This is a genomic window from Hyalangium sp., from assembly GCF_035629615.1.
Lineage (GTDB): Bacteria > Myxococcota > Myxococcia > Myxococcales > Myxococcaceae > Hyalangium.
The window spans coordinates 26,215-50,386 of record NZ_DASPHO010000336.1 but is presented as its reverse complement, the minus strand read 5'-3'; the positions used below and the strand labels follow the sequence as shown (position 1 = coordinate 50,386).

Annotated in this window: 21 protein-coding genes; 9 read left to right on the top strand and 12 right to left on the bottom strand. The window is 66.9% G+C overall.

The features are described 5' to 3' along the window. Positions 1-283 (top strand): response regulator (locus tag VD972_RS17070; RefSeq protein ID WP_324988309.1); only part of this gene is annotated, 283 nt, incomplete at its 5' end. 15 nt (positions 284-298) lie between these two features. On the opposite strand, the gene VD972_RS17065 is transcribed toward VD972_RS17070, so the two are convergent. Continuing rightward, on the bottom strand, positions 299-967 hold the full coding sequence (locus VD972_RS17065) for a metallophosphoesterase (protein ID WP_324988307.1): 669 nt from the start codon (positions 965-967) through the stop codon (positions 299-301). A gap of 221 nt (positions 968-1,188) precedes the next feature. On the opposite strand from VD972_RS17065, the gene alr reads away from it, so the two are divergent. Next, complete coding sequence (gene alr, locus VD972_RS17060) at positions 1,189-2,406, top strand: alanine racemase (RefSeq protein ID WP_324988305.1); 1,218 nt, start codon at positions 1,189-1,191, stop codon at positions 2,404-2,406. Between the two features lie 134 nt (positions 2,407-2,540). On the opposite strand, the gene VD972_RS17055 is transcribed toward alr, so the two are convergent. Next, on the bottom strand, positions 2,541-3,512 hold the full coding sequence (locus tag VD972_RS17055) for a tyrosinase family protein (RefSeq protein ID WP_324988303.1): 972 nt from the start codon (positions 3,510-3,512) through the stop codon (positions 2,541-2,543). Positions 3,513-5,679: 2,167 nt separating this feature from the next. Here VD972_RS17055 and VD972_RS17050 point away from each other — a divergent pair. From VD972_RS17050 to VD972_RS45505, 3 genes are all read left to right on the top strand, one after another. After that, complete coding sequence (locus tag VD972_RS17050) at positions 5,680-5,841, top strand: hypothetical protein (RefSeq protein ID WP_324988302.1); 162 nt, start codon at positions 5,680-5,682, stop codon at positions 5,839-5,841. Between the two features lie 224 nt (positions 5,842-6,065). Next, positions 6,066-6,332, top strand: a complete 267-nt coding sequence (locus tag VD972_RS17045) for a hypothetical protein (RefSeq protein WP_324988300.1) — start codon at positions 6,066-6,068, stop codon at positions 6,330-6,332. A 759-nt stretch (positions 6,333-7,091) separates the two neighbouring features. Beyond that, complete coding sequence (locus VD972_RS45505; protein ID WP_414654075.1) at positions 7,092-7,892, top strand: InlB B-repeat-containing protein; 801 nt, start codon at positions 7,092-7,094, stop codon at positions 7,890-7,892. 31 nt (positions 7,893-7,923) lie between these two features. Here VD972_RS45505 and VD972_RS17040 read toward each other — a convergent pair whose 3' ends face one another. Continuing rightward, positions 7,924-9,075, bottom strand: coding sequence for an IS4 family transposase (locus tag VD972_RS17040; RefSeq protein WP_324988313.1), 1,152 nt, complete (start codon positions 9,073-9,075; stop codon positions 7,924-7,926). Positions 9,076-9,317: 242 nt separating this feature from the next. Then, positions 9,318-9,680, bottom strand: coding sequence for a hypothetical protein (locus VD972_RS17035; protein ID WP_324988299.1), 363 nt, complete (start codon positions 9,678-9,680; stop codon positions 9,318-9,320). 31 nt (positions 9,681-9,711) lie between these two features. On the opposite strand from VD972_RS17035, the gene VD972_RS17030 reads away from it, so the two are divergent. Then, a complete protein-coding gene (locus tag VD972_RS17030; RefSeq protein WP_324988311.1) occupies positions 9,712-10,638 on the top strand; it encodes a reverse transcriptase domain-containing protein in 927 nt (308 codons plus the stop codon). 1,087 nt (positions 10,639-11,725) lie between these two features. Here the strand turns inward: VD972_RS17030 and VD972_RS17025 are convergent. The 6 genes from VD972_RS17025 to VD972_RS17000 all read right to left on the bottom strand — a co-directional run bounded on the left by VD972_RS17025 (position 11,726) and on the right by VD972_RS17000 (position 18,202). Then, a complete protein-coding gene (locus tag VD972_RS17025) occupies positions 11,726-12,469 on the bottom strand; it encodes a hypothetical protein (RefSeq protein ID WP_324988297.1) in 744 nt (247 codons plus the stop codon). 11 nt (positions 12,470-12,480) lie between these two features. Continuing rightward, positions 12,481-14,334, bottom strand: coding sequence for a hypothetical protein (locus tag VD972_RS17020; protein WP_324988296.1), 1,854 nt, complete (start codon positions 14,332-14,334; stop codon positions 12,481-12,483). Between the two features lie 820 nt (positions 14,335-15,154). Then, the gene (locus VD972_RS17015; protein ID WP_324988295.1) at positions 15,155-15,352 is read right to left on the bottom strand and encodes a hypothetical protein; all 198 of its coding nucleotides are present in this window, start codon (positions 15,350-15,352) and stop codon (positions 15,155-15,157) included. 563 nt (positions 15,353-15,915) lie between these two features. Next, on the bottom strand, positions 15,916-17,091 hold the full coding sequence (locus tag VD972_RS17010; RefSeq protein WP_324988293.1) for a cupin domain-containing protein: 1,176 nt from the start codon (positions 17,089-17,091) through the stop codon (positions 15,916-15,918). Between the two features lie 19 nt (positions 17,092-17,110). After that, positions 17,111-17,869, bottom strand: coding sequence for a hypothetical protein (locus tag VD972_RS17005; protein WP_324988292.1), 759 nt, complete (start codon positions 17,867-17,869; stop codon positions 17,111-17,113). Positions 17,870-18,010: 141 nt separating this feature from the next. Beyond that, entirely contained in the window at positions 18,011-18,202 is a 192-nt protein-coding gene (locus tag VD972_RS17000) for a hypothetical protein (RefSeq protein ID WP_324988291.1), read from the bottom strand. A gap of 422 nt (positions 18,203-18,624) precedes the next feature. On the opposite strand from VD972_RS17000, the gene VD972_RS16995 reads away from it, so the two are divergent. After that, on the top strand, positions 18,625-19,596 hold the full coding sequence (locus tag VD972_RS16995; protein WP_324988289.1) for a zinc-binding alcohol dehydrogenase family protein: 972 nt from the start codon (positions 18,625-18,627) through the stop codon (positions 19,594-19,596). A gap of 50 nt (positions 19,597-19,646) precedes the next feature. On the opposite strand, the gene ubiG is transcribed toward VD972_RS16995, so the two are convergent. Continuing rightward, positions 19,647-20,450, bottom strand: coding sequence for a bifunctional 2-polyprenyl-6-hydroxyphenol methylase/3-demethylubiquinol 3-O-methyltransferase UbiG (ubiG, locus tag VD972_RS16990; RefSeq protein ID WP_324988288.1), 804 nt, complete (start codon positions 20,448-20,450; stop codon positions 19,647-19,649). A gap of 126 nt (positions 20,451-20,576) precedes the next feature. Here ubiG and VD972_RS16985 point away from each other — a divergent pair, with 126 nt between their 5' ends. Both VD972_RS16985 and VD972_RS16980 read left to right on the top strand, forming a co-directional pair. Next, a complete protein-coding gene (locus tag VD972_RS16985; RefSeq protein WP_324988285.1) occupies positions 20,577-21,530 on the top strand; it encodes a glutathione S-transferase family protein in 954 nt (317 codons plus the stop codon). Between the two features lie 35 nt (positions 21,531-21,565). Continuing rightward, positions 21,566-22,420 carry a sulfurtransferase gene (locus VD972_RS16980; RefSeq protein WP_324988284.1) on the top strand — a complete coding sequence of 285 codons (855 nt, stop codon included), beginning with the start codon at positions 21,566-21,568 and terminating at the stop codon, positions 22,418-22,420. A 21-nt stretch (positions 22,421-22,441) separates the two neighbouring features. Here VD972_RS16980 and VD972_RS16975 read toward each other — a convergent pair whose 3' ends face one another. Then, on the bottom strand, positions 22,442-24,052 hold the full coding sequence (locus tag VD972_RS16975; protein WP_324988282.1) for a hypothetical protein: 1,611 nt from the start codon (positions 24,050-24,052) through the stop codon (positions 22,442-22,444). Positions 24,053-24,172 lie beyond the last annotated feature (120 nt).

The following is a 24,172-nucleotide window of genomic DNA, read 5'->3' as shown; positions in this document are numbered from 1 at the left end:
CAGCAATGGTCGCGAGGCGCTCGCCCGGCTGGGGGAGGCAGTGCCGGACGTGGCGCTCGTGGACATGATGATGCCGATCATGGATGGGCGCGAGCTGCTCCGGGAGATGCAGGGCGACGCGCGGTGGCGGGGCATCCCCGTGGTGCTGATGAGCGCCGTGCCGCAGTCCATCCTCGAGCGAGATGCGCCGCTGCTCTGCGCGGACTTCTTCCAGAAGCCGTTCGATCTGTGGAAGCTGCTCGACCGGTTGCGCGAGCTGTCCGGGCACACGCTGGACACGTGAGTCCGCGCGCGGAGCTCAGGGGTTGGCGTCCATGTACATATAGGAGCGCCGGGCAGGCACCGAGTAGAAGCGGCCCTCAGGCAGCACGTAGGCGGTGAGCTGGCCGCCGTAGACGCAGCCCGAGTCCAGCCCGTAGGCATGCTTGTGACGCTGGAGGCCGCGCACCGCGTCGTGCCCGTAGAGGATGAGCTCCGGCCCCTTCCAGAAGCTGCCCCAGGGCGCGCCAGCCGAGACGCGCTTCGAGGGCTTCCCCTCGGGAGAGATGCTGCGCAGGTTGAGCAGGTGCTCCTGGCGCTGCTCTCTCAGTGGCACGCCCGGGACGATCCCGGCATGCACGGCGAGCACGTTCAGGTCCGGGAGGCGCAGGTACAGCGGCAGCGAGTCCAGGTAGCGCCAGTCCGCCGGCGAGAGGGTGTCGAGCACCTTCTGGTGCTCTGGCTTGAGCTTCTTGCCCGGCTTCTGGTGACCCTGGTGCCAGCGGAGCACGTGCTCGTCATGGTTGCCGCGCACGGCCAGCAGGCGCAGCTCGCGCGCCCGCTGCACGACGCCCGCCGAGTCCGGACCCTTGGCCACCAGGTCCCCTACGAGCACCACCCGCTCGCCCGGCTGCCAGCCGCACTCCTTCAGGAGCGCGTCCAGCTCCTCGGCACAGCCGTGCACGTCTCCGATGAACAGCGTGCGCATCAGCCTCTTCCCTGTCACACGGGGGGGAGGGCAGCTCGTGGGCGGCTCGCACCCCGACATGCCGGGTCCTCTCCCGTGCACTGACGGGAGAGGGATGTTACCTGCCTGCCGCGCACTCGGGCAGGTGGGATTGCCCGAGGTTTCGGGGTCTGGCACTCGCGTTGCTGGTAAGAGCGGGAGGCTCGCCGGGTGCGGGCAGCGGGCCACGGGGGCCCTCGGAGGTGAACGTGGAGCACGGGGGCAGGGGTGGAGGCTCTCCGGCCCACGCATCCTGGCTGGAGCTGAGTGCGTCGGCCTTGCGGCACAACGTGGAGGCCTTCCGCGCGCTGGAGGCCGCCACGGGCGGGAGCTCGCCGCGGATGCTGGGCGCGGTGCTCAAGGGCAATGCGTACGGGCATGGCCTCCAGGAGCTGCTGCCACTGGTGCACCCGCTGGTGGACGTGCTGTACCTCATTACCCCGCAGGACGGGCTGGCAGTGCGCGCCTTCGAGCGGGAGCGCGGGCTGTCGCCCCGGCAGGTGCTCGTCATCGGCGCCATCGCACCGGACGAGGCGGTGGCGCTGGCGCGCGAGGGCGTGGACGCGGTGGTGGCGGATCTCTCGTGGAAGGAGGCGGGGCCGGTGCTTCGCGCGGCGCGGCTGGAGCGCCCGCTGAGGGTCCACGTCCACATCGACACGGGGCTGGGGCGCGAGGGCTTCACACTGGAGCAGCTCCCCCGCGACACGGGCTTCCTCTCCGAGCACCGCGAGGTCTTCGAGCTGGTGGGTGCGCTGAGCCACTTCTCCAACACGGAGGATGTGACGGAGCAGGGGTACGCGCTGGCGCAGCTCGAGGCCTTCGAGACGGGGGTGTCGCGGCTGGTGGAGCAGCTCTCCCCGGCGCGAGCGCCACAGCGCCACATCGCCGCGAGCGCTGCGAGCCTGGTGCTGCCGCGCGCGCGCTACGACGCGCTGCGGGTGGGCATTTCCTTATATGGACTGTGGCCCTCGCCGGAGACGCGGCTGTCGGCGCGGCTGGTGCTGGGCGAGCTGCCGACGCTGAAGCCGGTGCTGGCGTGGCGCTGCCGGAGCCAGGTGGTGAAGTGGCTGCCGTCGGGGAGCTACGTGGGCTATGGGTGCACGTACCGGTGCTCGGAGCCCACGCGCATCGCGGTGCTGCCGGTGGGGTACTTCGATGGGTACCCGCGGCTGGTGTCGGGCAAGGCGCACGTGCTGGTGAACGGACGGCGCTGCCCGGTGCTGGGGCGGGTGATGATGAACCACCTCATTGCGGACGTGACGCGGGCCACGGCGGACGAGCGGCCGGTGACGGCGACGCTGCTGGGGCATGACGGGGACGAGGCGGTGTCCGCCGAGGCGCTGGCAGGCTGGGCGCAGACGATCCACTACGAGGTGGTGACGCGGCTGGGTGCGCACCTGCGGCGCGTAGTGGTGGACTGATCCGCCTGCTCGGTGTGCGTTTTAGGGTGGGCCTCCACCTTGAGTAGCCCAGCGGTAGAGCGGCCGGCTTGGGACCGGCAAGGCGCACTGCGGGTGGATGCACCAAGCATGAAAGACGTGAAGGTGACAGAGCGTTACCGGTAGGTGTAGCAGAGCGACTGTGTCTTGATGACGGACTGCACGGTGCTCTCCGGGAACCCTGGGAGGGTATCCTGGAGCGTCGCAAGGCTCCCGTTCTTCTTCTCTCCGCCATAGGCTGTCCGGTGCTCGGGCTCAAGGGTCTGCCAGTCCGCCCAGAGCTTGTCGACGAAGGCGTGATGCAGGAAGAAGAGGGGGTCGTTCGGCGCATACATCGTGGCCATGTGGCCACCGATGTAGATGTGAACAGAGCCTTGAGAGCCCTCGATTGCCCTTCGCATGCTGTCGTAGGTCGCGCTCTGGTTCAGGACTGTTCGTAGCTCCTCGGCGGAGGGTAGATCGGCGATCGTGGTCCCTCCGCTGAAGGAGCGCTTCAGACAGGACTCCACCGGATACCGCGGCTTGTAGGCTTTGAAGGCGCTGGCTACGACACAGGAGGCGGGGCCCATACCGTTGCCGCCAAAGGCGTTGTCTCCCCAGACGGGAGCACGTTCCGGGTGCTGGGAATGCGCGGACCAGTCCCAGTACGGCAGCGTGACGGTGGGAGCGATCTGGCGCAGCTCCTGCTCGAACACGTGCAGGTAGTGGCGATGCCACGGCAGGAAGGCGGCGGAAGCAGACATGGTCTCGTAGTGGTCTGCGTACAGCTTGACGAGCTGATCATACTTCGAGGGCTGGCCCTGCGCGGGCTGCACCTGGAGCTTCTTCACGGCCTGGAAGAAGCTTCGGTGCTCGGCGCTGGAGAGGGCGCGCCATTCCTTGCGCACGCGCACTTCGGTGCAAGCGGCTCTGGCCAGGGCTGGCGTCAGGAGGACCCCCACGAGCGCCAGGGCCACGCGCCAGCCGGAGCGGTGCGCGGGGCTCGAGGCATGAACGGGCCACGTCGACAGACGCTTCTCGGTTCGCAGGGCATCCTCCTTCCGCCAGTCAGGGAGCAGCCGCATGAGGCGGTGGGAAGATGAGTCCATACTCGGGGAGGAAAACGCCAGCTCCCCGTCTCGCCCCTGGGCAGATGATGCGCAGTGGCATCCAAGAGTTCCAGAGCGCTGAGAAAGCTGCCGTCCTACGGGGACGGCTCAGCGGCCCGGCGCTCGTCCTTGCCTGGTCAGGAGCCGGGCTCGGCCCAGAGCGGCGGGTTGGGCCGCTTGGAGGCGGCGGGAATCGAAGCCGTGTAGGGGGTAAAACGGCTCCCTCTGAAAAACGGCCCTCCCCCCGGTTTCCCTCTGAAAAACGGCCCCTCATGGCGTCCACACGCGTCCGCACGCGTCCGCTCGATTTGGTCCTTTTTTGGGTGCGCCGTGAGGGTGCACTCACACCCGCGGGTGAAAGTCCCGCCCGAGGAATTGTCGATGCACCTCGGAAGCCATCGGGCGGTGAAGGTGGGCGACTACCAGAGCCGAAGCCCCGAAGAAGAAGGCCCCTGAAAGGAGGTCGAGCGAGTACGCAGGCCGCAACGCGAGTGAAGCCCGAGCAGGTTCCGAGAGGACTGACGTGGGCGCCGACCCGTCCCAAAAGCGGGGAAGGCCGAAGTGCCAGGTGGAAGCAATCGACCAAGCCTGGCGGCCCACCGGGATAATGGGCGCGGCATGCGTGCAAAAGGTGGAGTGCGCAACACGGGAGGCCTGTGCGGGCGGGGTGGAGACCGAACACGCCGAAAGGGCGTGGCGTGCACAGGAGTCGGAGGGGCCCATAGTGTGCGCTGGGCAGCGCACTGGTCAGAAGGGTTGAAGTCCCTTCGGCGCTCGGATGAGGGGCGCCGTATCCAAAGGCGGGGGTAACGCCTCGCCGGCCGGAGAGAGTGGAAGGTATGGAGAAGCCTCAACGGGCACGAAGGCGAAAGCCGGACACAGCCAAGGCGAACCTGGAGCCACCGCTCGGAGTCTTCCGGAGGGCAGGGTGCCCACCGCGAGGTGGGATCCGAAGGGCATGCGGAGAAGTACCGGGCCGTAGTCGAAGGGGGCAACCCCAGTGACGAACCGGTCGGCCAAAGGTGGGGCAAGGTCGAGCCCGCACTATGGGGGCGAAGGCGCTCTCATCCACCCACCACACCAAGGTGTTTGCGGACGGCACGGTACGGAAGACCAGAGCGTGACCCCAGGAGGACTCGCCGGGTTCCCGGGAGGCACCGGGAGAAGTGACCCTATAAGCGCAAGCGAAGTGGGGAGCGGTGCTCGGCGAGTCGTCGGACGGCTGGGTAGTACCTCAAGTTCGGCGAAAGCCGAGCGACCGGGAGACCGGCGACCGAGTGGGTCGGGGAAGCCAGCCGGTGAAGGCGGTGGAGGAGAGCAATGAGGCGAGAAGAGCAAGGGCGATGAGGAGGAAAGTTCCCTCAGCGAAAGACCCGAACCTCATCGTCCGAGGAGACTCGCGGACTGGCTCAAATCGACGGGAGCAAGGATGGGCCACTGGAGAGACCATCCCTCGCGACCTCAAAGAAGCGCGCCTTCATGAAAGCTGGATGCGGGAAATCTGCACGTCCAGTTTGAGCGGCGGACGGAGGCCAGCGCGATGAGCGCGCCTCCTCCGACCCGACACCGGTGAAGCGGGTAACGACCGTGGAGGGAAGGGGCCCTGGTTCAGAGTGCTTTTCAAGGAATGGACGAGTGGGAGATTGGCGTGAGCCTGACAACCCCTACAAAGCTCGAAGAGTTCCAAGAGAAGCTCTACGTGAAGGCCAAAGCGGAGCTGCGCTGAATGCCCCACGTGAAATCTGTCCGAGAGCCGGATGCGGGAAATCCGCACGTCCGGTTCGATGAGAGGCGAGGAGGAAACGGGCTGCGGGTGAGACTCGGCGAGAGGGCGAGCGGAAGCGGACCCTCGCAGTTGGCGCCGACGAACCCGAGCAGCACCGCGCCTCCCGCCCCCCTCTACTCCCAAAAACCGGATTTGGTCCCGAAATGCAAGCGCCGCCCCAGATCTCAGAGGGCACCGCCTTGAAAGCGGCGGGTTGCTCTGCTTGGGAGCGGCGGCAATCGAACCCGCCGCTCGGAGCTTCTGGCGAGAGCGATCCAACCCGGTCGAGCGCGGTTTCCGTAAAGACTGCCCAGCACGGCACTCCCAGAGCGAGCTTGGCGGGGCTCCGTGGGAGCCCACCAGTAATCTGTGCCCTGGCGAAGTGTGGCTGGGGAGGGGCAGGTGGGGGAGTACGGGTGGGAGTACCGGCGCAGGCGGCCGGAGGGGACGGTGCTGTATGAGGCGGTGAGGGACAATCTCGCCACGTTGCTGGCGGACGTGTTCGCCTGCGGCAGGTGTGGAGGCTGGCTGAGGGTGCTGGCGTATCTGATGGCCTATTCATAATGCCCCTCTTCCTCCACACTTATCTGAGCGAGTTGCTCTGCGCCCGCTGGCGTCATTCCCTCTGCACTGGCGGCCCTCCGCCGCTTGAGCGCTGAGCCGCGAGTGGTCGAGCCTGAACCCCGAGGGCCTGCCTGGGTCGCAGCCTGTGGCTTCCTGGCATCGACTCTCGGACCACCTTCCGTCAACGTAGGTCCAGCCGCAGGGCCGGACGCAGCGGGCGAGTGATGCCCCCGGTCGAGCGCTACCTGCACAGCCGCAGCGAGCTTCAGCAGGCCAGGAATGGAGAGACGGACTTCCCGCCCCTCAATGACCGGCGGGACGAGAGGTGGAGCACGGTCCGTCCACTCGATACGAAGTCGCATGTACTGGCCCGGCGGGTGCTCCACGTCCACGTAGCGCCGACCATCCTGGCCGCGGATGAACCGAGCCACTGGCAGAGCCACGCCCTTGAGCGGGTGGACCGGCAGCGTGATGGTCACGCGCTCACTTAAATTCGAGTTTCGCACTTTTTCGAGGGGTCCGGCCGACGGCGCACAGAGGGAGAACGTGGCTCCCAAGGGGAAAATGGGGGGATTTCGGAGGACCCATGGCTCACCCAGGGTCGCAGAAACTCCGGTGAGGTTCCCTGTCCGATCCCCAGGTGGCCTCCCCTCCGGCAAGCGGTGGCCGCCCACGAGTGAATGGCGCTGGGTGGCATCTGCGGGAACTTGGAGAGGGAAGAGGCCTCAAGCGCGGGTGCTGACCCGTGGGCGAGCAGGCCCTCATGCTGGGTCCCATGCTGCCCCCTCTGAGCCCGTCCAAAAAGTGCGAAACTCGAACTAAAGGTGGCGGACCCGTGGCAGTGTCTTGGTGCCGTCCTGACAGCTCCCGGTGGGGTGCGTGCCATCCTGGGGCACCTGGGATTGCCCACGCTGCCTGGGAGGTTGGCCCGGCTCGGGGCCACCCCAGAACTCTTGGTTTTGAGTCATCATCAGCAGTGGCCCGTCGCCTGCCGCCTCTTCATGGGAGGGCGGCTTGAGCAAGCGTGTTCCCTACAGGGCTACGGGGTGGGCACACCGACGTGGCTCTCGGCCCTCAGGCACTCGTCAGCAGCCCTCCTCTGCCTCTCTGCTCCCGCCCGTTCCCTTCAACACTGCCCTTATCCTTCTATGCGCACAGTAGCACATCAGGTAGGTTCCCGAGCGCCATACACTCCGAGTAACATCTGCTCCGCAGTCTGCTCTCCATAAAGTCAGCCGCGAAAGGTCCCTATGAGACCAGCACTCGTTGCCATAGCAGTAGTTTTTGTTTTTGCCCTACCAGCTCGCGCTGTCGCGCAACAACAATGTTACCAGACCACCGCATCTAGTAAGCCTCCCCACGCTGCTACTTTCACCCCTACTCGGACGAGTTGCTCAACAACCCCAGCCGGAGCGTGCTGGTACCGCGTCACCTCATCGCGGATTAACCCACCTCCCTATGACTTGTGGCTCGCAGCGCCCTCTTCTTGGAACTTCCGATCGTGCGAGTTCTTGAGCTACTGGGGGCCGACCGCGTCGGGCGACCCCATCATTTGGTGGCTCTTGGGCCCAGATTCTTGCAATTCGTTGCCGTGCAACACTCAGTCGCCGGCGGCACCCAGCATGTACACGCTTAACGTCACTTTGGCTGGCAATGGTTCCGGCGCTGTCGTCTCCACCCCTGCCGGCATCAACTGCCCCGCTGGAAACTGCAGCGCCTCATTTCCTGCAGGCACTTTCGTTACGCTTACGGCGACACCGGCCGCGTACTTTGATCTTTTTGCCGGGTGGTCGGGTGCGTGCTGGGGGACGGACGCTTGCCCCGTGATGATGTCGGCGGCCTCAAGCGTCACAGCCACGTTTACCATCTGCGGTGACGGCATCTGTAGCCCCAACGAAGAGAACACCTGCCCCTACGACTGCCCTACCTGCGGCGACGGCATCTGCAACGCCAACGAAGACAGCAGCAACTGCTACGACTGCGGTTGGTGGTGCGGGGATGGCGTCTGCAACTTCAGTGAGAATTACTCGAACTGCACTCAGGACTGCTAACCCAATTCTCGGTTGGTGCTGAGGCATCCCCTCATAAAAGTCCGAAGCTCTCGCGGAAGATGGGTTGTTCGTAGACAAGCTGAGCGAAGCGCTCGAGCAGGGGACGTAGGCGGTGCTCGGGCATGTTGGGGATGGCCTGGTAGTACATGCAGCCCTGGCGAAAGAGTGAGTAGGTGCGGCGCTTGACGGTGTTGGCCTTGAGGTAGCGCTCCATGCCCAGGCTCTCGCCGGCGGCGCCCAGCAGTGTCAGCAGGGCACAGGCCAAAGCGCTGAGTAACAGCAACCTGTCTCTTCGGTCCGGCTCGGCGATGCGCACCCAGGACAGGCCCATGCCGAATCTCAAATCTTTGATATCTCGGAAGCTCTCCGCGATGGAGAAACGGCGGCTGTAGAGCGCCACCACTTCGGCTCCCGAGGCTTCTTTGAGGCTGGTGGCCAGACACCACGGCTGCTTCATCCCCTTCTTCTTGACGCACACCACCGCGCCCACCTGGCACTCGTCCGCTGTCACCCGAGCCTGGGGCAGGCAGCGCAGACGGCCCGCCTTGGGCACCCACTCGGCTGCCGTGCGGCGCTCACCCTGTTGGCTGGTGACGGTGATGCCCTGGCGGAAGCGAACCACGTAGTCGAAGCCCACCTGCTGCAACAGCGCGTAGAGCTTCTGGTCGGCAAAGCCCCGGTCGGCCAGCACCGTCACCTTCACCTCGGCAGGGATGAGCTCGCGCAGCCTGAGCACCACCGCGTCCTCCACCTCGTTGCGCAGCCCTTTGAGCGCCGACTTCTGCACTGTCATCCAAACCAGGGGCGTAGGCCGTCCATGCTTCGTTATCAGCGAAGCCACCAGCGTGGTCTGGTCGTCCGGCTTGAAGTCAGTCCAGTCCAGCGCCACCAGCGCCTCAGTGCGCTGCCCCAGCACGTACGGCACCCACAGGGCCAACAGCTGCCACACGGCAATGCCCGGGTTGGACAGCAGCTGATCCACCTGCTTCACCCCGTGCTTGCCCTGGGTGCCACATGCCAAGGCCACCGCTTGGCCGATGGCGTACACCGACAGGCTGGCCGCCTGGATGACTCCCAAGGTGGCCAACGCCAGCGACAGCACGCGCTTGGCGTGCAGGTCTTCTCCGAAGAGGCCTTCGAGGAAGGTATGGACCTGCTGCTCGTGGATGGCGGAGGAACTCACCGGCCACGTAGTATGCACGCCATCCTACCTACCGCATCAAGCAATCAACTCGCCGCTTGCCTGCCTGCCCGCAAGATGAGGGGATGCCTCAGCGGTTGGTGGGCTCTTTCCTCTAAGGCCGCGATTCTGCCGAGGGTTTCGCACCGCCCGGCCGCGTCCGGTTCCTATACGGGAAGGAGCCTTCACTGGCACGGCTTTCACGCGCCAGTGAAGGCCGAGGAACGACTCATTCCGCCGAAGGCTCAGGGAGGCAGGAACTGCACGGAGACGGTGTTGGTGATGCAGAGGGTGGTGTTGTCCGGCCCGAGGATGACGACTTGGCGCAGATAGACGCCCTTCAGTAACCGTTCACGGAGCACGGCTTGCCGCGCCCCTACGGCTTGTGCTCGCACGGCAGGCAAGCGCGATGTGAAGGACAAGATCTGGTCGTCGGGAATTGCGACTGGTTTTTCCTGAATCCGTATGGTGTCTAAGTCGTTGAAACGGTTCAGCTTTTTTGGCCACCCCATCCGGTGAACGATTACGACGCCCTCAAGGCCGGGGGAGTTGAGGACCAGATAGGAGAACGTGGTCTCGTCGTAGGACGGAGAGCCATCCGCGTCCACGACGCCGTTCCTCGTCCCGTACAGGTAGTTCCTGGAGCCGATATTCGAGGCTGACATGGATGACGCAGCATACGGGTATCGACCGGAGCGCAGCGGCATTCAGGCGGTGCAGCAGGTCCATCAGGAGTTGAGCAGAGGGCGGACCGAGGTCGTCGATGCGGATCTCTCGAAGTACTTCGACACGATCCCCCATGCCGAGTTGATGACGTGCGTGGCGCGGAGGGTGTCGGACAAGGCGGTGCTGCATCTGGTGAAGATGTGGCTGAAGGTGCCAGTCGAGGAGAGAGACGAGCAGGGGCGGCCGAGGTACAGCGGAGGCAAGCGCTCGAAGCAGGGCACGCCGCAGGGAGGTGTGATTTCGCCGCTGCTGGCGAACATCTACATCAACCGGCTGCTGAAGGCCTTCGCGAGGAGCGACCTGATGAAGAGGAGCGGAGCGAAGATCGTCAACTACGCTGATGACTTCGTCGTGCTGAGCAGCAAAGGCGCGGCGCAGGCCTTGGCGCAGGTGAGGGGATGGTTGGAGGGGATGAAGCTGAAGCTGAATGAGGAGAAGACGAGCATTCGCGACGCGCGGAAGGAACACTTCCGGTTTCTCGGGTACGAGTTTGGGCCGCTGGTCCATAAGAAGACCGGCAGCCGGTACCTGGGGGCCCGACCCTCGAAGAAGGCAATGAGCACAGCCCGGAAGCGGATCAGCCACCTTCTCTGGCGCGGCAGAACCGAGCGCTGGGAGGAGATTCGGGATGAGCTCAACCGGTTCCTTCAAGGGTGGGCGGGCTACTTCGCCTACGGCACGCCACGCCCCTCTTTTCGCGTCCTGGATATCCACGTCGCGCAGAGGGTGAGGAACCTCCTGAGGAGGCGCTACAAGTTGCCGTCGGCAACGGCCCGTTTCACGTACGCCAAGGTACACCGCAACCTCGGGGTGCTGGAACTGCAAAGCCTCCTACGCTGAATGCCCCACGTGAAATCTGTCCGAGAGCCGGATGCGGGAAATCCGCACGTCCGGTTGTGCGTCCAGCGAAGGCTGGCGCGTTCAGCGGGAAATGAATCCCGCCGGAGCAAGAGTCAGAGGCTCCGTAGCTTGGATGGCAGGAAGGAGCGAGAGCGATGACCTGAAGCCCATCGACAAAGCCCTCTTCAGGAGGGTGAGCGAGTCACCGGGCCGTAACGAGAGTGAACGCACAGGTGGCCCCGAGAGAGCGAAGCCCCGGAGGCCGAGCCCGCAGCCGGAAGGGCGAAGGCAGCATGAGCCGGCGCAGACTGACCGAAGCGACGGAACACTCCGGCGGGGTGGTAGCGACAGCACGGTGACAAGGACGCGTCGAGCAACTGGAGAAGCCCTCCTCGTCCCGCCGAGAAATCGGCGGAGCCAGGTAGGCCCTATAACCGGCGAACCCGGGAAGTGGGCCGAAGACGAGAGGGTGGCGGAGGGGTTCGTAGTAGCGAGGAAGCGGGGTAATGCCCGTGGAGCGAAGGGGCCCTGCTGCATGCAATTCCTTCGGCAACATGGGAGGCAGGGGCGGAATGATAAAGCTGCCCATCAGTCTGCAAGACCTGAGACGGAGGATAGACGCCAAGGCGAAGGCCGAGAGGTCCCATAACCCTGGGCGCGAAGCAGGCAGGAAAGCGGAGTGCGGGAAATCCGCCTGCTCCGTTTGAGGAGGCGGGGGCTGGAGACGGAGTGATGGCGAACCCTATGCGGGCACGATGCTGGAAACGGCGGAGACAGCCAAGGGAAGCCTGCACACCACCGCGCCAGCCCTCGACCCTACCGATGAGAGGCGAGGAGGAAACGGGCTGCGGGTGAGACTCGGCGAGAGGGCGAGCGGAAGCGGACCCTCGCAGTGGGCGCCGACGAACCCGAGCAGCACCGCGCCTCCCGCCCCCCTCTACTCCCCTGGCCCCTGCCTTTACGCGTCCCGCTGGTAACCCGACCGGCCTAGCAGGCGCGCCTGGATCAGGGTTTGCTCCGCGCCCACCCACCCCGGAGGAGCCGTGAGCCCCAGGCGCCGCGAAGACAGTCCTCCACCTGGGGTGCCTCACAACACGTGGGCGGCGCGGGCCTCCTCCTGCGTGTACTCCCGCCCGACGGTGTCGAAGGGGCCTGTCTTTTGGATGAGCCACGCACAGGTGCCTGGAGGCAGGTAGAAGTCCTCCTCGAAGGGAGTCAGCCCCAGGTGGCGCAGGTAGTCCTTGAGCATCTCAAAGGTGAAGCGGTCCCTCACCCGGCGCGCCTGGTACTTCTCCGCCTGCTCGAAGGGGAAGGGCTCACCCGACTGATCGAAGACCCAGTGGCCCCCGTCATTGGAAGCCCCCAGGGCGCGCACAGTGTTGGTGAGCTTCCCCGGCTGCTTCGGGCCGTACACACCCAGCATCACCGCACCATAGCGGCCGCCTTGGTGCTTGCGCAGCGTGTGGGGCACGGCGACCACCCGCAGGCACCGGATGCTTAGCGTCCGGGCCATGGAGCGCATGAGGCTGGAGGCATCCGTCCCGGTCCACACGCTGTTGACGTAGGCTGTCCAGGCGCTGCGCGTCGGGATGAACAGGTACCGCCGCTGCCTCTCTCCACTGGTCAGGGGCAGCAGGCGGGAGAGAACTTGCTCCAGGGTGCCCGTGACGGGGAGCACCTCCAAGGTAAAGCCACTGGATGCCTCCAGCCCTCTCTGCCACGTGGCGAAGGCTTGCGCCGCCTGCTCCGCCCCCAGTTCCAGAAAGCCCATCTCTGAAGTGACAGGCGCCCAGCGGTCCTCCAGCAGCAGTCCCTTCATCTCTTGCGTCATTCAGGCCCGCCTCATTGCTCAGGGATGATGATCAGGATGACCTCGCCTTCCAGGTCGTTGGCGGTGAGGCGCGACTGGTGGCCGGGGCCACGGCCCGAGGCAGGTGAGTCATACTCCACATAGTAACGACGGCCCTTGTAGTCGAATTGCAGGTCCGGCCGATTGATTCCCACGCGCGCCTTGTTCTCCAGGTTGAGCTGCTGCTGGTTCACCCGGATGTTCTCGGCGCCCAACTCGTCCTCCAGGTACTCGATGTCCCTCTGGAGTTGCGCATTCTGCCTGGGGCTGGGGCTAATGGGACGATCCGTGTCGCGCAGCTTTGGCACCTCCGGCTTGACGCTGACGTCCTGACGCAGGCGTGGGCCGGCGGGCACCTGCGCCGTTGGGTTCTTGCCCGTGAGGGCTTGGACCAGTTCGGGTGAGGGCGCGAGGGTGCCCGGCGCCGGAGGGGGCGGTGCTGGCGCCGAAGCGGGTTCTGGAGCACGTGCCACGGCTCTCGCCGGAGGGGGCGGTGCTGGCGCTGGAGCGGGTTCTGGAGCAGGCGCAACCGCTCTCGGCGGAGCGGGCGGAGCCTCCACCCTGCCAGGGCGCACCGGCTCCACCGGCTCCGGGACACCCCACCCGGGCACCGGCCGCGTGGCGGTCATCAACTTCCCAGCGGTCACTCCCACCGCCAGCGCCGTGAAGAACTCCTGGGCCGCGCCGAGCTGGGACACCTTCTGCTCAGTGAACATCTCCTGGCCACTGCCCATCTGCCACCCGCGCTCCAGCGCGAAGTGCAGCGGGTTGACATCCCTCGCCAGCTCATACCCCCCCAGCAAGGCCTGAATGGTCGCTGGGTGCGTCATGAAGTAGTGCTTGACGATTCTCCGCCTGTTCTCCCAGTGGGCATACCCCTCGGCGGCGGCGGCTCCCGGGCCCAGGCGCCGCTCCATGTCCTCGAGCTGCTCGGGGGTGAGGCGCTCGGGCGTCACCAACGGCCACATGCGGAGGGCCTCGGGCACCGTCGCCGCGCTCATGGCCTCGGCGTATTTGAGTTCCCACTCGGACAGCGGGTGGCTCCAGTGAGCAATGTCCTCCCAAGGGCCCGAGTTCCACCAGGACTGGGCGGCCCCGGGTTTCTGGAGCAGGAGAATCTGCTGAATCACGTCCCGCTCTCCGAAGTGGGGGAGCGCCACCTCCGAAGCAGCGGGCGCAAGCCCCGCCGTCCTCGCCTCCGCCGCGGAGGAGGGGCCTGGGCCACGTGGCGGCAAGGCGCCTTGTGGACTCTGGGCGGACTGCTGCGCCCACTGGCGCTGAGGCGGGGCGAGGGCAGGCGTGCGGGACGGTGCGTCGAAGCCGAAGAGGATACCCACCCCGAGGGAGAGCACCCCTTCGCCTTGCGAGAGCCGGGAGGGCGGGAACGCGTACACGCCCGAAAGGCCCACCTCCAGCCCGATGCCGCCACGGATGGCGTGCACTCCGGCTTCGCCGCCAGCGCGCAGCCGGGGAGGCCACAAGGAGCGGGGGGTAACCTCCGCTCCACCGAGGGCCTTGAAGTACAGCGGCCCCTCCCCCGTGAAGCGCGCTACCACGTCGGTGGACAGTTCCCACACTCCGGCGGAGGTGGCCGGGGGCAGCAAGCTCAAGCGCGCCCCGAGCCCCTGGCCTGCTTCCGACAAGCCCCACAGGCTCACGCTGTATGAGGTGCGCGGCGCCCATGCGCTACCCAGTGCGGTGCCCCGGGAAACCCCCGCCCCCACCACGACCTGCATCTGGCTCGTCTCGTCAGAGGCCTGTGCCCCGGGCGCGGCCAAGGCCGCCAGCAGCAAGAGGCTGACAGCCGCATGCAACCGCGAGGGCTGGCTCGCTCCCGGGTTCCTCATGCGGCAACCCCTTCGAGGGCCGCTCCTCCGGCGCTGGCGCCGAGCAACACAAGGGACAGCGCTCCGGCCTTCCAGAGAATCCTCTGCCACGGCCAGCATGTGTCACCCCTTCATGCGAGGAGGTGATCAGGTTAGAGGGCCGCCACGGAGAAGAGGAGGATCCTCCGGATCGCGCCCGTGCTTCACCTCCGGCCCCCTCGCGGGGGTAGCCTCGCGCCCGACGCTGACGCCTGGGCGCGCACCACGTCCCTGCCCCCTCCCCAGGTAGCGCCGTGTCGCTGCGGCTGTCATGCCTGATTGGTCGCTCGCCACGTGCCCACGTCGTTGCTGTCGTTGCTCTCCACCGGCCCAAGTCGGGAGCCCGCGATGATGGCTGTCACCCAGGCATGCTCCACTATTTAGCGCGTCCAAGCGGGCCGCACAGGCGGCCACGTCGACGCGCGCCTCGTGGCAAGCATCCAGGCAGGCAGGACGCGGGCCACGTCACGCGGGCCTCGTGGTGCGCGTCCAGGCCGGACACGTCGGACAGTTCGACGCGCCCCTCGTGGTGAGCGCGTCCAGGCCGGACACGTCGGACAGTTCGACGCGCCCCTCGCGGTGCAGGGGTTCGTGGTGAGCGCTGGGGCTTGTGGCCACCCTCCAGCACGCCGCCGGACTGGGAGCGCACTGAGAAGCTGTGCCCTGCCACAGTTGGCGGGTACGGCGAAGGAGCATCTTGCTTCGCGGCAAGGAGAGAGGCTCAAAGCCAACACGTGCAACAGGTCTTTGAATCTCTGCCGGTAGCTAGCGCGGATCTCCGCTTCGGCCGGGCCCGGCGCTGCTACCTACTCCGCTGCACGAGCCGCTGGGAGCGCTCCCGGACGATGGCCTCCAGCCACGCCGCCGCGGCGGGCCCGAAGTACCAGCCGCCCGCGAGGAGCGAGAGGAGAACTGCCAGGCGCAACTGCCAGGCTAGGCCGAAGCTGGAGCGCTGGCCGTAGGTGCTGCGTCTGCGTGTGGGTCTCGTTGGTCGGTGCATATAGGGCTGTTCGAAGCCCTTTGCCGACGAGGGACCGTCCTAGAGCCTTGAGGGGGTCGCGGCCGCGAGCGCGTCATCTGCGTGTTCTTGAGGAGAATCCGCCGGGCGCGCGCCAACTGCTACAGCGCGCCAGGAGCTGAGCGGCACTCCGGAGACTCCCATGCCGAAGGAGGCGGACGTCCCGATGCTAGAGCAGTGAGCCGCCCGGGGTGGGTAGCGGTCGCCCCACCCTCTGGTGGGGTGAAACGCAGGCTCCGCCCCTTCCTCCAGAGGACTGACACGCGTCACGCAGGTGTCAAACACGCGGATGTGCAGCTAAGGGCTGAGCCGGTCCGCCCGAGGGGCGATGCCCCTCAAAGCGGACTTTTGTTAGGCGCTCTTAACCTGAGCCATCAGAACCCCTTGGATTCTCTCCATGTAGACCATGTACTTCCTTCATGGCGCGCTCTGCGCCGAGGTGGAGAAGCTCCAGGTGCAGCGCCACGAGCGCGGCCAGCTCGCACCCGGCGGCCAAGGCCGCGAAGCTGGATCCTGTGGAGGCGATGCGCTCGGAGTAGGTGGGCTCACCGCTGGCGCAGCAGTCCCTCGGCGATGAGCCGCCGCGCGAGGATGATCTTCGCGCGCTCGCTCAGGCCCCCGGGCAGCTCGCGGACGTCGAACTCCTCGGTGCCGGCCACGTAGCGCAGGGCGGGCTCGATGGGCCTCGGCCCCGCGATGCTCCCTCCGGGGAACTCGATCCGGACGGCCTCTCCCTGGGTGTGGATGCGGCAGAACATCCCCACCCGCCTGCGGACGCGCGTGTCCAGGCCGATCTCCCGCGCCTCCCCGAGCTGCCGCAGGTCTCCATCCGGCAGGGGCTGCACCTGGCCCAGGTACCGCTGCGCGAGCCGCTCCACCGCCTCCTCGGCCCGCGGCGTGGAGGACAGCTTCGCGAGCAGCGCCTCCAGGCCCGAGCGCAGCGCCGGCAGCGCGTCGTCCCTGCGCGCGAAGCCGACGGGCAGGGCGCGCCGGAAGGCGACGTCGCTCTCGGTCGCCAGTTGGATCACGTCCTCCAGGAGCATCTTCCACGTGAGGACGTTCACCCCCACCGTCAGGTGGAGGGACTCCTCCGTGCCCGTGAGCGCCTCGTGCACCACGCCTCGGGGCATGTAGAGCACGTCTCCGGCGCGCAGGTGGACGGTCATCATGGGCTCTGGCGCGTAGCCCTCCGGCAGCTCGCCTGCCAGCTCCTCCACCGGCAGCTCGACGCACGGTGGGTACAGCCGCCAGTGCTTGGAGCCGCGCACCTGCAGCACGAACACCTCCTGCGTGTCGAAGTGGGGCGACAGCCCCTGCGCCCCCTGGGGCGTCAGGTACATGTTCACGTTGGCCATGAAGTTGAGCGCCGCCTCGAAGCTCCGGCAGAGCCGAGCCACGGGCTGGGAGCGGAGCTGCATGTCGTTGAGGATCAGCGTGTCGCCCTGAGCGTGGGCGCGGGCCAGCCGGTCCAGGCTCGGCGGCTGGCGCGTATAGTCCACCCACCCCTCGCCCCGGCGGTGGTTGGCAAGCTGGACATCCCCCCAGCCGGGGCGCGTGCTCCACAGCAGCTCCTCCAGCGCCTCCAGCGAGAAGAGGCCGGCGAAGTAGCCCGGATCGTCGCGCGAGAGCACCAGCGGGCGCTGCTGCCAGTACTCCTGGAAGAAGAGCTCGGGATCGATCGGCGAGAGGATGCGGGAGAAGTCGAGCGGGGCAGTGGACATGGACGGAGGCTCCAGGGACTCAGATGGGGATGGGAAGGCCCTCGACGGAGACCTCCTCCAGGCTGGCGTCGTTGACCCGCTTCTGCGCGTCGAGCATCGCCGCCCGCGTCCACTCGCGGTGTTGCTGGGCGTAGCGCTCGATGAAGCGGGCGGAATACTCGATGTGCTTTGTCTCGTCGTGGATGAGCCGGTCCGAGACCCGCAGCAGCTTCTGGCGGTGCTCGGGAGGCGCGTAGGCCTGCATCACCGGGCGCAGCAGCAGCTGGAGGATGAGGGCGCGAACCTCCGTGAGGTTGCCCTCCATGAGCCCCTCCATGACCCGGTCCGGAGACATGAGCTCGTCCGGGCCCGCCAGGGCGGTGGGAGGATGGTTGCGCGGGGTGTACCGGGGAGACAGCTGCTTGAGCTGCTCGCGGAAGGAGGCCTCCAGCGCTGACGGGAAGATCAGATCGAGGACCCCGACGAACATGTTCGAGTGCCGGGACTCGTCCATGGAGTGGAGCCGCACCTGCTCCGCGAGCTGCTGGTCCTCCATGAGGACGGAGAACCGCCAGAGCTGCCGAGCGCCAAAGCCCTCCTTGTCGGAGTTGATGATGAGGGAGTTGGCGAACCACTCGGCCTTGCGCGCGAGCTGCCGGTACATGTTGCCGTACCAGGCCATGCCGTGCGGAGGCGGATGGGTCTCGCAGGCCTCGCGCAGGAGCTGCGCGTAGGTGGGGGGGGCCGGGATGCCGTAGGACTTCATGTAGTGCAGGGCGAGCTCGCTGACATGATGCATGGCGGGGACCTGTCTGAGGGCAGTGCGGGGCGCACAGGGGGCTGCCCCGCGGTGGGAGAAGCCGCGAGGGAACAGGGCTCCCGGGCGCCCGGGCGGAAGACACGTACCTCCGCCCGGGCCCAAGAGTCCGCGGAGGGGGAGCTACCGCATCAGGTTGAGCTGGGCGTTGCGGATGGCGAAGCCGCCGAGGTTGAGCTGGGCGTTGCGGATGGCGAAGCCGCCCATCTGGTTCACGGCGAGGGCGCCCACGACGACACCACCGCTGATGGACTCGAGGTCCTCCTCGCTCAGATCGAAACCGATGGGGCTGGACACCGGATCATTCTCTTTCATGTGCTTCTCCTTGGCGGAGGCCCGCTGCGCTCACCCCACGAGGGGCACCGCTACCGAGCCGGGGGTCAGACGGATGGAGAGGCCGAGGAGTCGGATGTGATGGCGGGGGGATACGGTCTCCCGGGCGGTGTGCCCGGCTCCGTGGCCTCCGAGCAGCCTGTCTTTCCCTGAGCGGGAGGGAGGCCGTGGCCATTCAGCGCGTGCTGCCTCAGGCCCAGCGTTCAACCAGGACCCGTGGGCCAGCGACATGACGGGTGCGTCGGCACGTGCCGCTGGGCGGCAATCAGGCTCGTAGCCAGCTCGCCGCCGGTGACTCAAGCGCAGCCCTGGATCTCCTGGGCCTGAGAATGCAGGGCCGTCCTGAGTGTGCCAGACTTCGCTCCAAGCCCCTGGGTGCTCCTCCCTCCAAGCAAGTGAACCTGATGAAAGCGCTGCAGATCAGTCACCACGGTCCCATCTCCGAGCTCAAGGTGAGCGACATTCCGCCTCCGGAGGCAGGTCCCGACGAGGTCAAGATCCGGATCGAAGCTGCGGGGATCAACCCAAGCGACGTGTTCGGCGCATTGGGCCGGTTCCCGAACTCGCTGCTTCCTCGCATCATCGGCCGTGACTTCGCCGGCTCCATTGTCGAGGGGCCCTCCGAGCTCGTCGGGACGGCTGTGTGGGGCTCGGGGGGAGACCTCGGCATCTCGCGAAACGGCACCCACGCCGAGTACCTGGTCATCCCTCGAGCTGCGGTCTCTCGGCGCCCGAAGAACCTGTCCTCGGAGCAGGCCGGAGCCGTGGGCGTGCCGTTCATCACCGCCTGGTCTGCGTTGGCTCACGCGCAGCTGAAGGAAGGCGAGTGGGTCGTCGTTGCAGGCGCGGCGGGCGCAGTCGGTCACGCCGCCATCCAGCTGGCGCGCGCCCGACGCGCGAACGTGATTGCCCTGGTGAAGGATGAAGCGCAGGCCCAGCGCCTGAACCGTGAGGAGCTCGCCGCCGTCGCGCGCTCCGATCGCAATGACCTCCTCGAGGTCGTCAAGCAGGTGACGAACGGAAGAGGCTGTGACATCGCCTTGAACGGCGTTGGCGCGGCGGTGTTCCGGCCGCTCTTCGACGCGCTCGCCGATAGAGGCCGCATGATCATCTACTCCGTCAAGACCGGACGCGAGGCAGCCCTCGACCTGTTCTCGTTCTACGAACGGCGGATGTCGTTTCACAGCGTCAACACGATCGGCATAGATGTGGTTCGTAGCGCGGAGATCCTCCAGCAGCTCACACCGCTGTTCGAGGCGGGCCAGGTGCGCCCCCTCGACATCGCCGAGCGTTACCCGGTGACGGAGGCGATGCACGCGTACGAACGCGTTGCGAAAGGAGCGCCCGGCAAGGTCGTGCTCATACCGAGTTCCTGAGCGCGGAGGGCGTAAGGCTTACGCCCGGAGGTGCGCTTCAGCGTGAGCTGCTAGCGCTTTGCCTTGCGGACGCTCTTGGGGCTGGCGCCGAGTGCGGGCTTACCGGGCGCAGTCCTGGCCACGGAGGGCTGTCCCTTCCAGGCGCAGCCCATGTAGCTGACCGCGGTGCTGGAGGTGAAAGCCGCGCGGGGAGGCTGGGCCTTGATCAGATATTTCAGGCCGCGAACCTCCGCGACGGGAAGGCCGCGCTTCGCCAGACGCTGCTCCAGGTCTTCTGGCGTCATGAACTTGTGGAAGTCGTGATTCCCCTTGGGGATCATCTTCAGCTGGTACTCGCCCTCCCAGATGAAGAACTTGAAGGCCTCCAGCGTCTGATTGTGGGTCAAGAACCCAAACATTCCGCCAGGCTTGAGGATCGCGGCACAGACATCCAGCGCGACATCGAGGTCGGCGACATGCTCCAGGACGTCGACAGCAATCACGGCGTCGAACAGCTCTTTGCTCTTGAACTTCTCGATGTAGCCGAACCGGTAATCGATCGACAGCCCTTGCTTGCGCGCCCGCTTCCTGGCCACCTCCAGGGAGCGCTCCGAGGGGTCGAGCGCCACGACGTGCGCGCCTGCTCGCGCCGCGGACTCCGAGAAGATCCCTCCTCCACATCCGACATCGAGGATGCGCTTGCCGGAGTAGCCGTGGAGGACCTTCTCGAAATAGGGGACGCGGATGTCATTCAGCAGGTGCAGCCCCCCGCTGAGACCTGTCGGATCCCACCATGCGGCATCGGAGGCCCGCTCGACCTGCAGGTCGTACTTCGCGGCCTCTTCAAGCCCACGGAGGTCCAGCTGTGAACTCATCGCTCGTCCCTCGAAGCTCAGGAAACCACCGGGCGAAAAGAGCATGCCGTGAAGATCACTGTCAACGAGGCGCCGTCACGCTGGCAAGATGGGCCCTGACCAGGCACGGACACGAGGAGAGACCGGATGGGAGTGCTCATCGAGGGCCAGTGGGAGAGCGAGACCAGCTTCGCCGATCGCAAGTCTGGCGAGTTCGTGCGCCAGCAGACCCGCTTCCGCAACCGCATTACCGCCGATGGCAGCTCGGGATTCCGGGCCGAGCCCGGCCGCTACCACCTCTATGTGGCGCGCGCGTGCCCCTGGTGCCATCGGACGATGATCTTCAGAACGCTCAAGCAGCTCGAGGGCGTGGTGTCGATGAGCACGGTCGAGCCCCTGATGCTGGAGAACGGGTGGACCTTTAAAGAGCCGGATCCGCTCACGGGAGGGCGCTACATCTACCACGTCTATCAGCGCGCGGACCCGCGCTATACCGGGCGCGCCAGCGTGCCCATCCTGTGGGACAAGCAGACCGGCACCATCGTGAGCAACGAGTCCTCCGAGATCATCAGGATGTTCAACACCGAGTTCGCGGCCCACACCCCGGACCGCACGGACTTCTATCCGCCGGAGCTCGCGGCGGAGATCGACGCCCTCAACGCGCGCATCTACGAGACCGTGAACAACGGTGTGTACCGGGCTGGATTCTCGGAGCGGCAGGCGGCTTACGAGCAGGCCGTGAAGGAGGTGTTCGCGTCACTGGACTGGCTGGAGGCCCGGCTCTCCAGGCAGCGCTACCTGGCCGGCAGCCAGCTCACGGAGGCCGACTGGCGGCTCTTCCCGACGCTCATCCGCTTCGATGCCGTCTACTACGGTCACTTCAAGTGCAACCTGCGGCACCTCTACGAGTACCCGGCGCTGTGGGGCTACACGCGTGAGCTCTACCAGCACGCGGGAGTCGCCGGGACGTGCTCGCTCGAGGAGTGCAAGTCGCACTACTACGGCAGTCACGGCCACATCAACCCGACCCGGGTGGTTCCACTCGGGCCGGAGCTGGACTTGATGGCGCCGCACGGCCGAGAGTCCCTGCGCCTGGCCTGAGTGCCTTTCTGACACCACCCCGATGGAGGTCGTTCATGCGCTACCTTGTTCCTGCTGTGACCCTGGCTCTGCTCGTTGCGTGCAGAGGCAATGCCCCCGTCCCCCCCGATGAGACTCCTAGCTCCATCGCCATCCTCTCTGCTCAAGAGCTCCAGTCTTCGCAGGGCCTCACCGTGGTGCACGTGGTCCGCACCGCGCAGGAGTTCGAGGAGGGCCATATCCCGGGTGCCCAGATGCTCCTCCTCAGCGACATCATCGTCGAGCGCAATGGCCTGCAGAACGAGCTGCCCGAGGTCGCCGTGCTCGAGGCCGCCTTCGAGCGGGTGGGCGTAAAGGATGACCTGAGGGTGGTTGCTTACAGCGCTGATCCCCTCTTGTCGGGGCGCGCGCTCTTCACGCTCGACTACCTGGGCCACCGCGACATCGCCTATCTCGACGGAGGAATCGCCGCGTGGCGCACCCTGGGCGGCGCGGTGGAGACAGGGCCTGGCAGCGGCGCGGCCGGCACGTTCACGCCCGCGCTGCGGCCCGAGGCCATTGTGGACGCGGACTGGGTGAACGCCCACCGGCAGGATGCCACCGTGGCGATCATCGACGCGAGGCCTGCGGATCAGCACCAGGCGGGCCGGATTCCCGGAAGCACGAACATCTACTGGCAGACCCTGCTCAACACCGAGGGCAAGCTCCTGCCCGAGGCCGAGCTGCGGGCGCGCTTCGAGGCCGCTGGGGCCGCGCCGGGTAAGACGGTCATCACCTACTGCCGCACCGGCGTCCAGGCCAGCGTGCTCCATGTGGTGGCGCGCTACCTCGGCTATTCCACCCGCATGTACGACGGCTCGTTCACCGATTGGAGCGCGCGCACCGAGCTCCCCGTCCAGAGCGGGCCCTGAGGGCTTGGAGCGGCTGGCGGCTCAGCGGCAGAGCGGCTGAGCCGGGCCCCCGGCACTGGCGGCGAGGAGGTGGAGGAACTCGGTCACCTGGGGCTCCTGCCCGCTCTCCCAGAGCGAGGCCTCCGCCCAGCACTGTACCCAGGGCAGGCCCCAGTCCTGCGGCAGCGCGTTGCACTGGGCCCGGCGCGCGGCGCCGCGGGCCATGCTGTCCCGCTTCACCGCCTCGAACATGGAGGGCGCGACGTGCTGGATGAAGGCGTTCGCGTAGTCCACGGAGGTGGGCATATCCAACGGATTCGGCATGAGCCCGCCGGGCTCGAAGCCCACGTGCTCCTGATCCTCGAAGCGCAGCGCTCCCTCCAGCGGCGCGGTGGGGACGGAGCCAGGGGTGCTCGACTCGATCGTGAAGCGGTAGCTCAAGGACCAGCGGTAGGTCCGCACGGAGTACACGAAGTCGTCGTACACCTCCTCGGTCAGCGTCTCAGGCGTGGCGTCCAGGTGCCTGCGTGCCTCGTTGCGCTCGCGGGTGCGGCCCTTGAGGTCCTCGGCGAGCTCCAGGGCCTCGTCGCAGGGTGACTTCTGCTCGGCCTCCGGGCAGTCGACGCAGGTGGCCGCATGCGTGCGCTTGGCCTCCTTGCACTCCTTGTCCCTGTCGTTCTTCGTCGACTCGACGAAGTCGAAGTTCCGCTCGGCCTCCGCGAGCCGCTTCCGGGCGGCCCTGTACTCGGGGTTGCGAACCTGCCGTGTTCCGCTGAGGTAGCGCAGGCTGCGCGTGTCCTTGGAGACGTTCTCCACGGGGCGCTCGATGAGGGCGTTCACGCGGATCTCCAGCGACTCCGGCTGGCCAGGCACCGTGCCGCTCTCGACGCACCGCGCCGCGGGAGCCAGGTTCGCGGACATGCTCTCGCACAGGCCGGAGAGCCGGTCAGAGATGGAGGGTGGAATCCTCCCGCCGATGCGGGCGGCGATGGGGATGGCGCTCTGGGTGAGGAAGCCCTGGCGGGCCTGCCCGAACCGCGAGCTCGTATGCACTCCAGGCGCGAGGCACTGTGCCGCGGACCACAGCACGGTGGCGGCTCCTGCGGAGTCCTTCCCCTGCGCCGTGGCGGCCAGCTCCGCGAAGCGCGAGGAGAGCTGCTGGGCGCGCTCGGTGATCAGCGCCTGGTAGCTCGGGACGGGTAGCTGCTGGCCGCGGGACTGGAGGCAGGCGAGTCCAGCCGCCGCCGTCGCCAGTGGGCCCTCCGGGTTCCATTGGGAGCAGTGCTCCATGTGGAGCTGGCTGGCCTTCTCGAGCATCGCGGTGACCTCGGGGTGGTCGGGGATGAGGTCCCGGGTCGCGAGGAGAGGAGGCAGGCACCGGTCCAGGTCGCCCGCATCGCACGCCGGGCGCGCGCTCATGATGGCCTGATCCGTCGCCTTCAGTGCGAAGATGGGGGCTCGGGAGCAGGCCTTCTCGTCATCGGGAGAGGCGGCACAGGCCTCCCGGTAGGCGTGGGCCGCGGTCATGAAGTCACCTTGGATGGCCGCCGCTTCAGCGCGAGACATGGCCTCCCGGTAGGCGGTGTTGCAGCCACTCAAGATCAGCAGGGTGAAGAGCGAGGAGAGACTCGAGACCTGGAGCTGGGAGCGCATGGGGGCGATTCTGAGGAGGAGGGTCTGAGGCGCTGGACGCACGAGGGTGCTCCTTATTCACCGCTACCCTAGCCTCATGCCTGCACAGGCGGGAATGAAGCCATCTGTGGTAGAACCGCG

What these genes read in the sequence shown, in the direction of transcription:
- VD972_RS17065 (WP_324988307.1), bottom strand. Translation starts at nt 967, where the DNA reads ATGCGCACGCTGTTCATCGGAGACGTGCACGGCTGTGCCGAGGAGCTG.
- VD972_RS17055 (WP_324988303.1), bottom strand. Translation starts at nt 3,512, where the DNA reads ATGGACTCATCTTCCCACCGCCTCATGCGGCTGCTCCCTGACTGGCGG.
- VD972_RS17045 (WP_324988300.1), top strand. Translation starts at nt 6,066, where the DNA reads ATGCCCCCGGTCGAGCGCTACCTGCACAGCCGCAGCGAGCTTCAGCAG.
- VD972_RS45505 (WP_414654075.1), top strand. Translation starts at nt 7,092, where the DNA reads ATGAGACCAGCACTCGTTGCCATAGCAGTAGTTTTTGTTTTTGCCCTA.
- VD972_RS17025 (WP_324988297.1), bottom strand. Translation starts at nt 12,469, where the DNA reads ATGACGCAAGAGATGAAGGGACTGCTGCTGGAGGACCGCTGGGCGCCT.
- VD972_RS17020 (WP_324988296.1), bottom strand. Translation starts at nt 14,334, where the DNA reads ATGAGGAACCCGGGAGCGAGCCAGCCCTCGCGGTTGCATGCGGCTGTC.
- VD972_RS17015 (WP_324988295.1), bottom strand. Translation starts at nt 15,352, where the DNA reads ATGCACCGACCAACGAGACCCACACGCAGACGCAGCACCTACGGCCAG.
- VD972_RS17010 (WP_324988293.1), bottom strand. Translation starts at nt 17,091, where the DNA reads ATGTCCACTGCCCCGCTCGACTTCTCCCGCATCCTCTCGCCGATCGAT.
- VD972_RS17005 (WP_324988292.1), bottom strand. Translation starts at nt 17,869, where the DNA reads ATGCATCATGTCAGCGAGCTCGCCCTGCACTACATGAAGTCCTACGGC.
- VD972_RS17000 (WP_324988291.1), bottom strand. Translation starts at nt 18,202, where the DNA reads ATGAAAGAGAATGATCCGGTGTCCAGCCCCATCGGTTTCGATCTGAGC.
- VD972_RS16995 (WP_324988289.1), top strand. Translation starts at nt 18,625, where the DNA reads ATGAAAGCGCTGCAGATCAGTCACCACGGTCCCATCTCCGAGCTCAAG.
- ubiG (WP_324988288.1), bottom strand. Translation starts at nt 20,450, where the DNA reads ATGAGTTCACAGCTGGACCTCCGTGGGCTTGAAGAGGCCGCGAAGTAC.
- VD972_RS16985 (WP_324988285.1), top strand. Translation starts at nt 20,577, where the DNA reads ATGGGAGTGCTCATCGAGGGCCAGTGGGAGAGCGAGACCAGCTTCGCC.
- VD972_RS16980 (WP_324988284.1), top strand. Translation starts at nt 21,566, where the DNA reads ATGCGCTACCTTGTTCCTGCTGTGACCCTGGCTCTGCTCGTTGCGTGC.
- VD972_RS16975 (WP_324988282.1), bottom strand. Translation starts at nt 24,052, where the DNA reads ATGCGCTCCCAGCTCCAGGTCTCGAGTCTCTCCTCGCTCTTCACCCTG.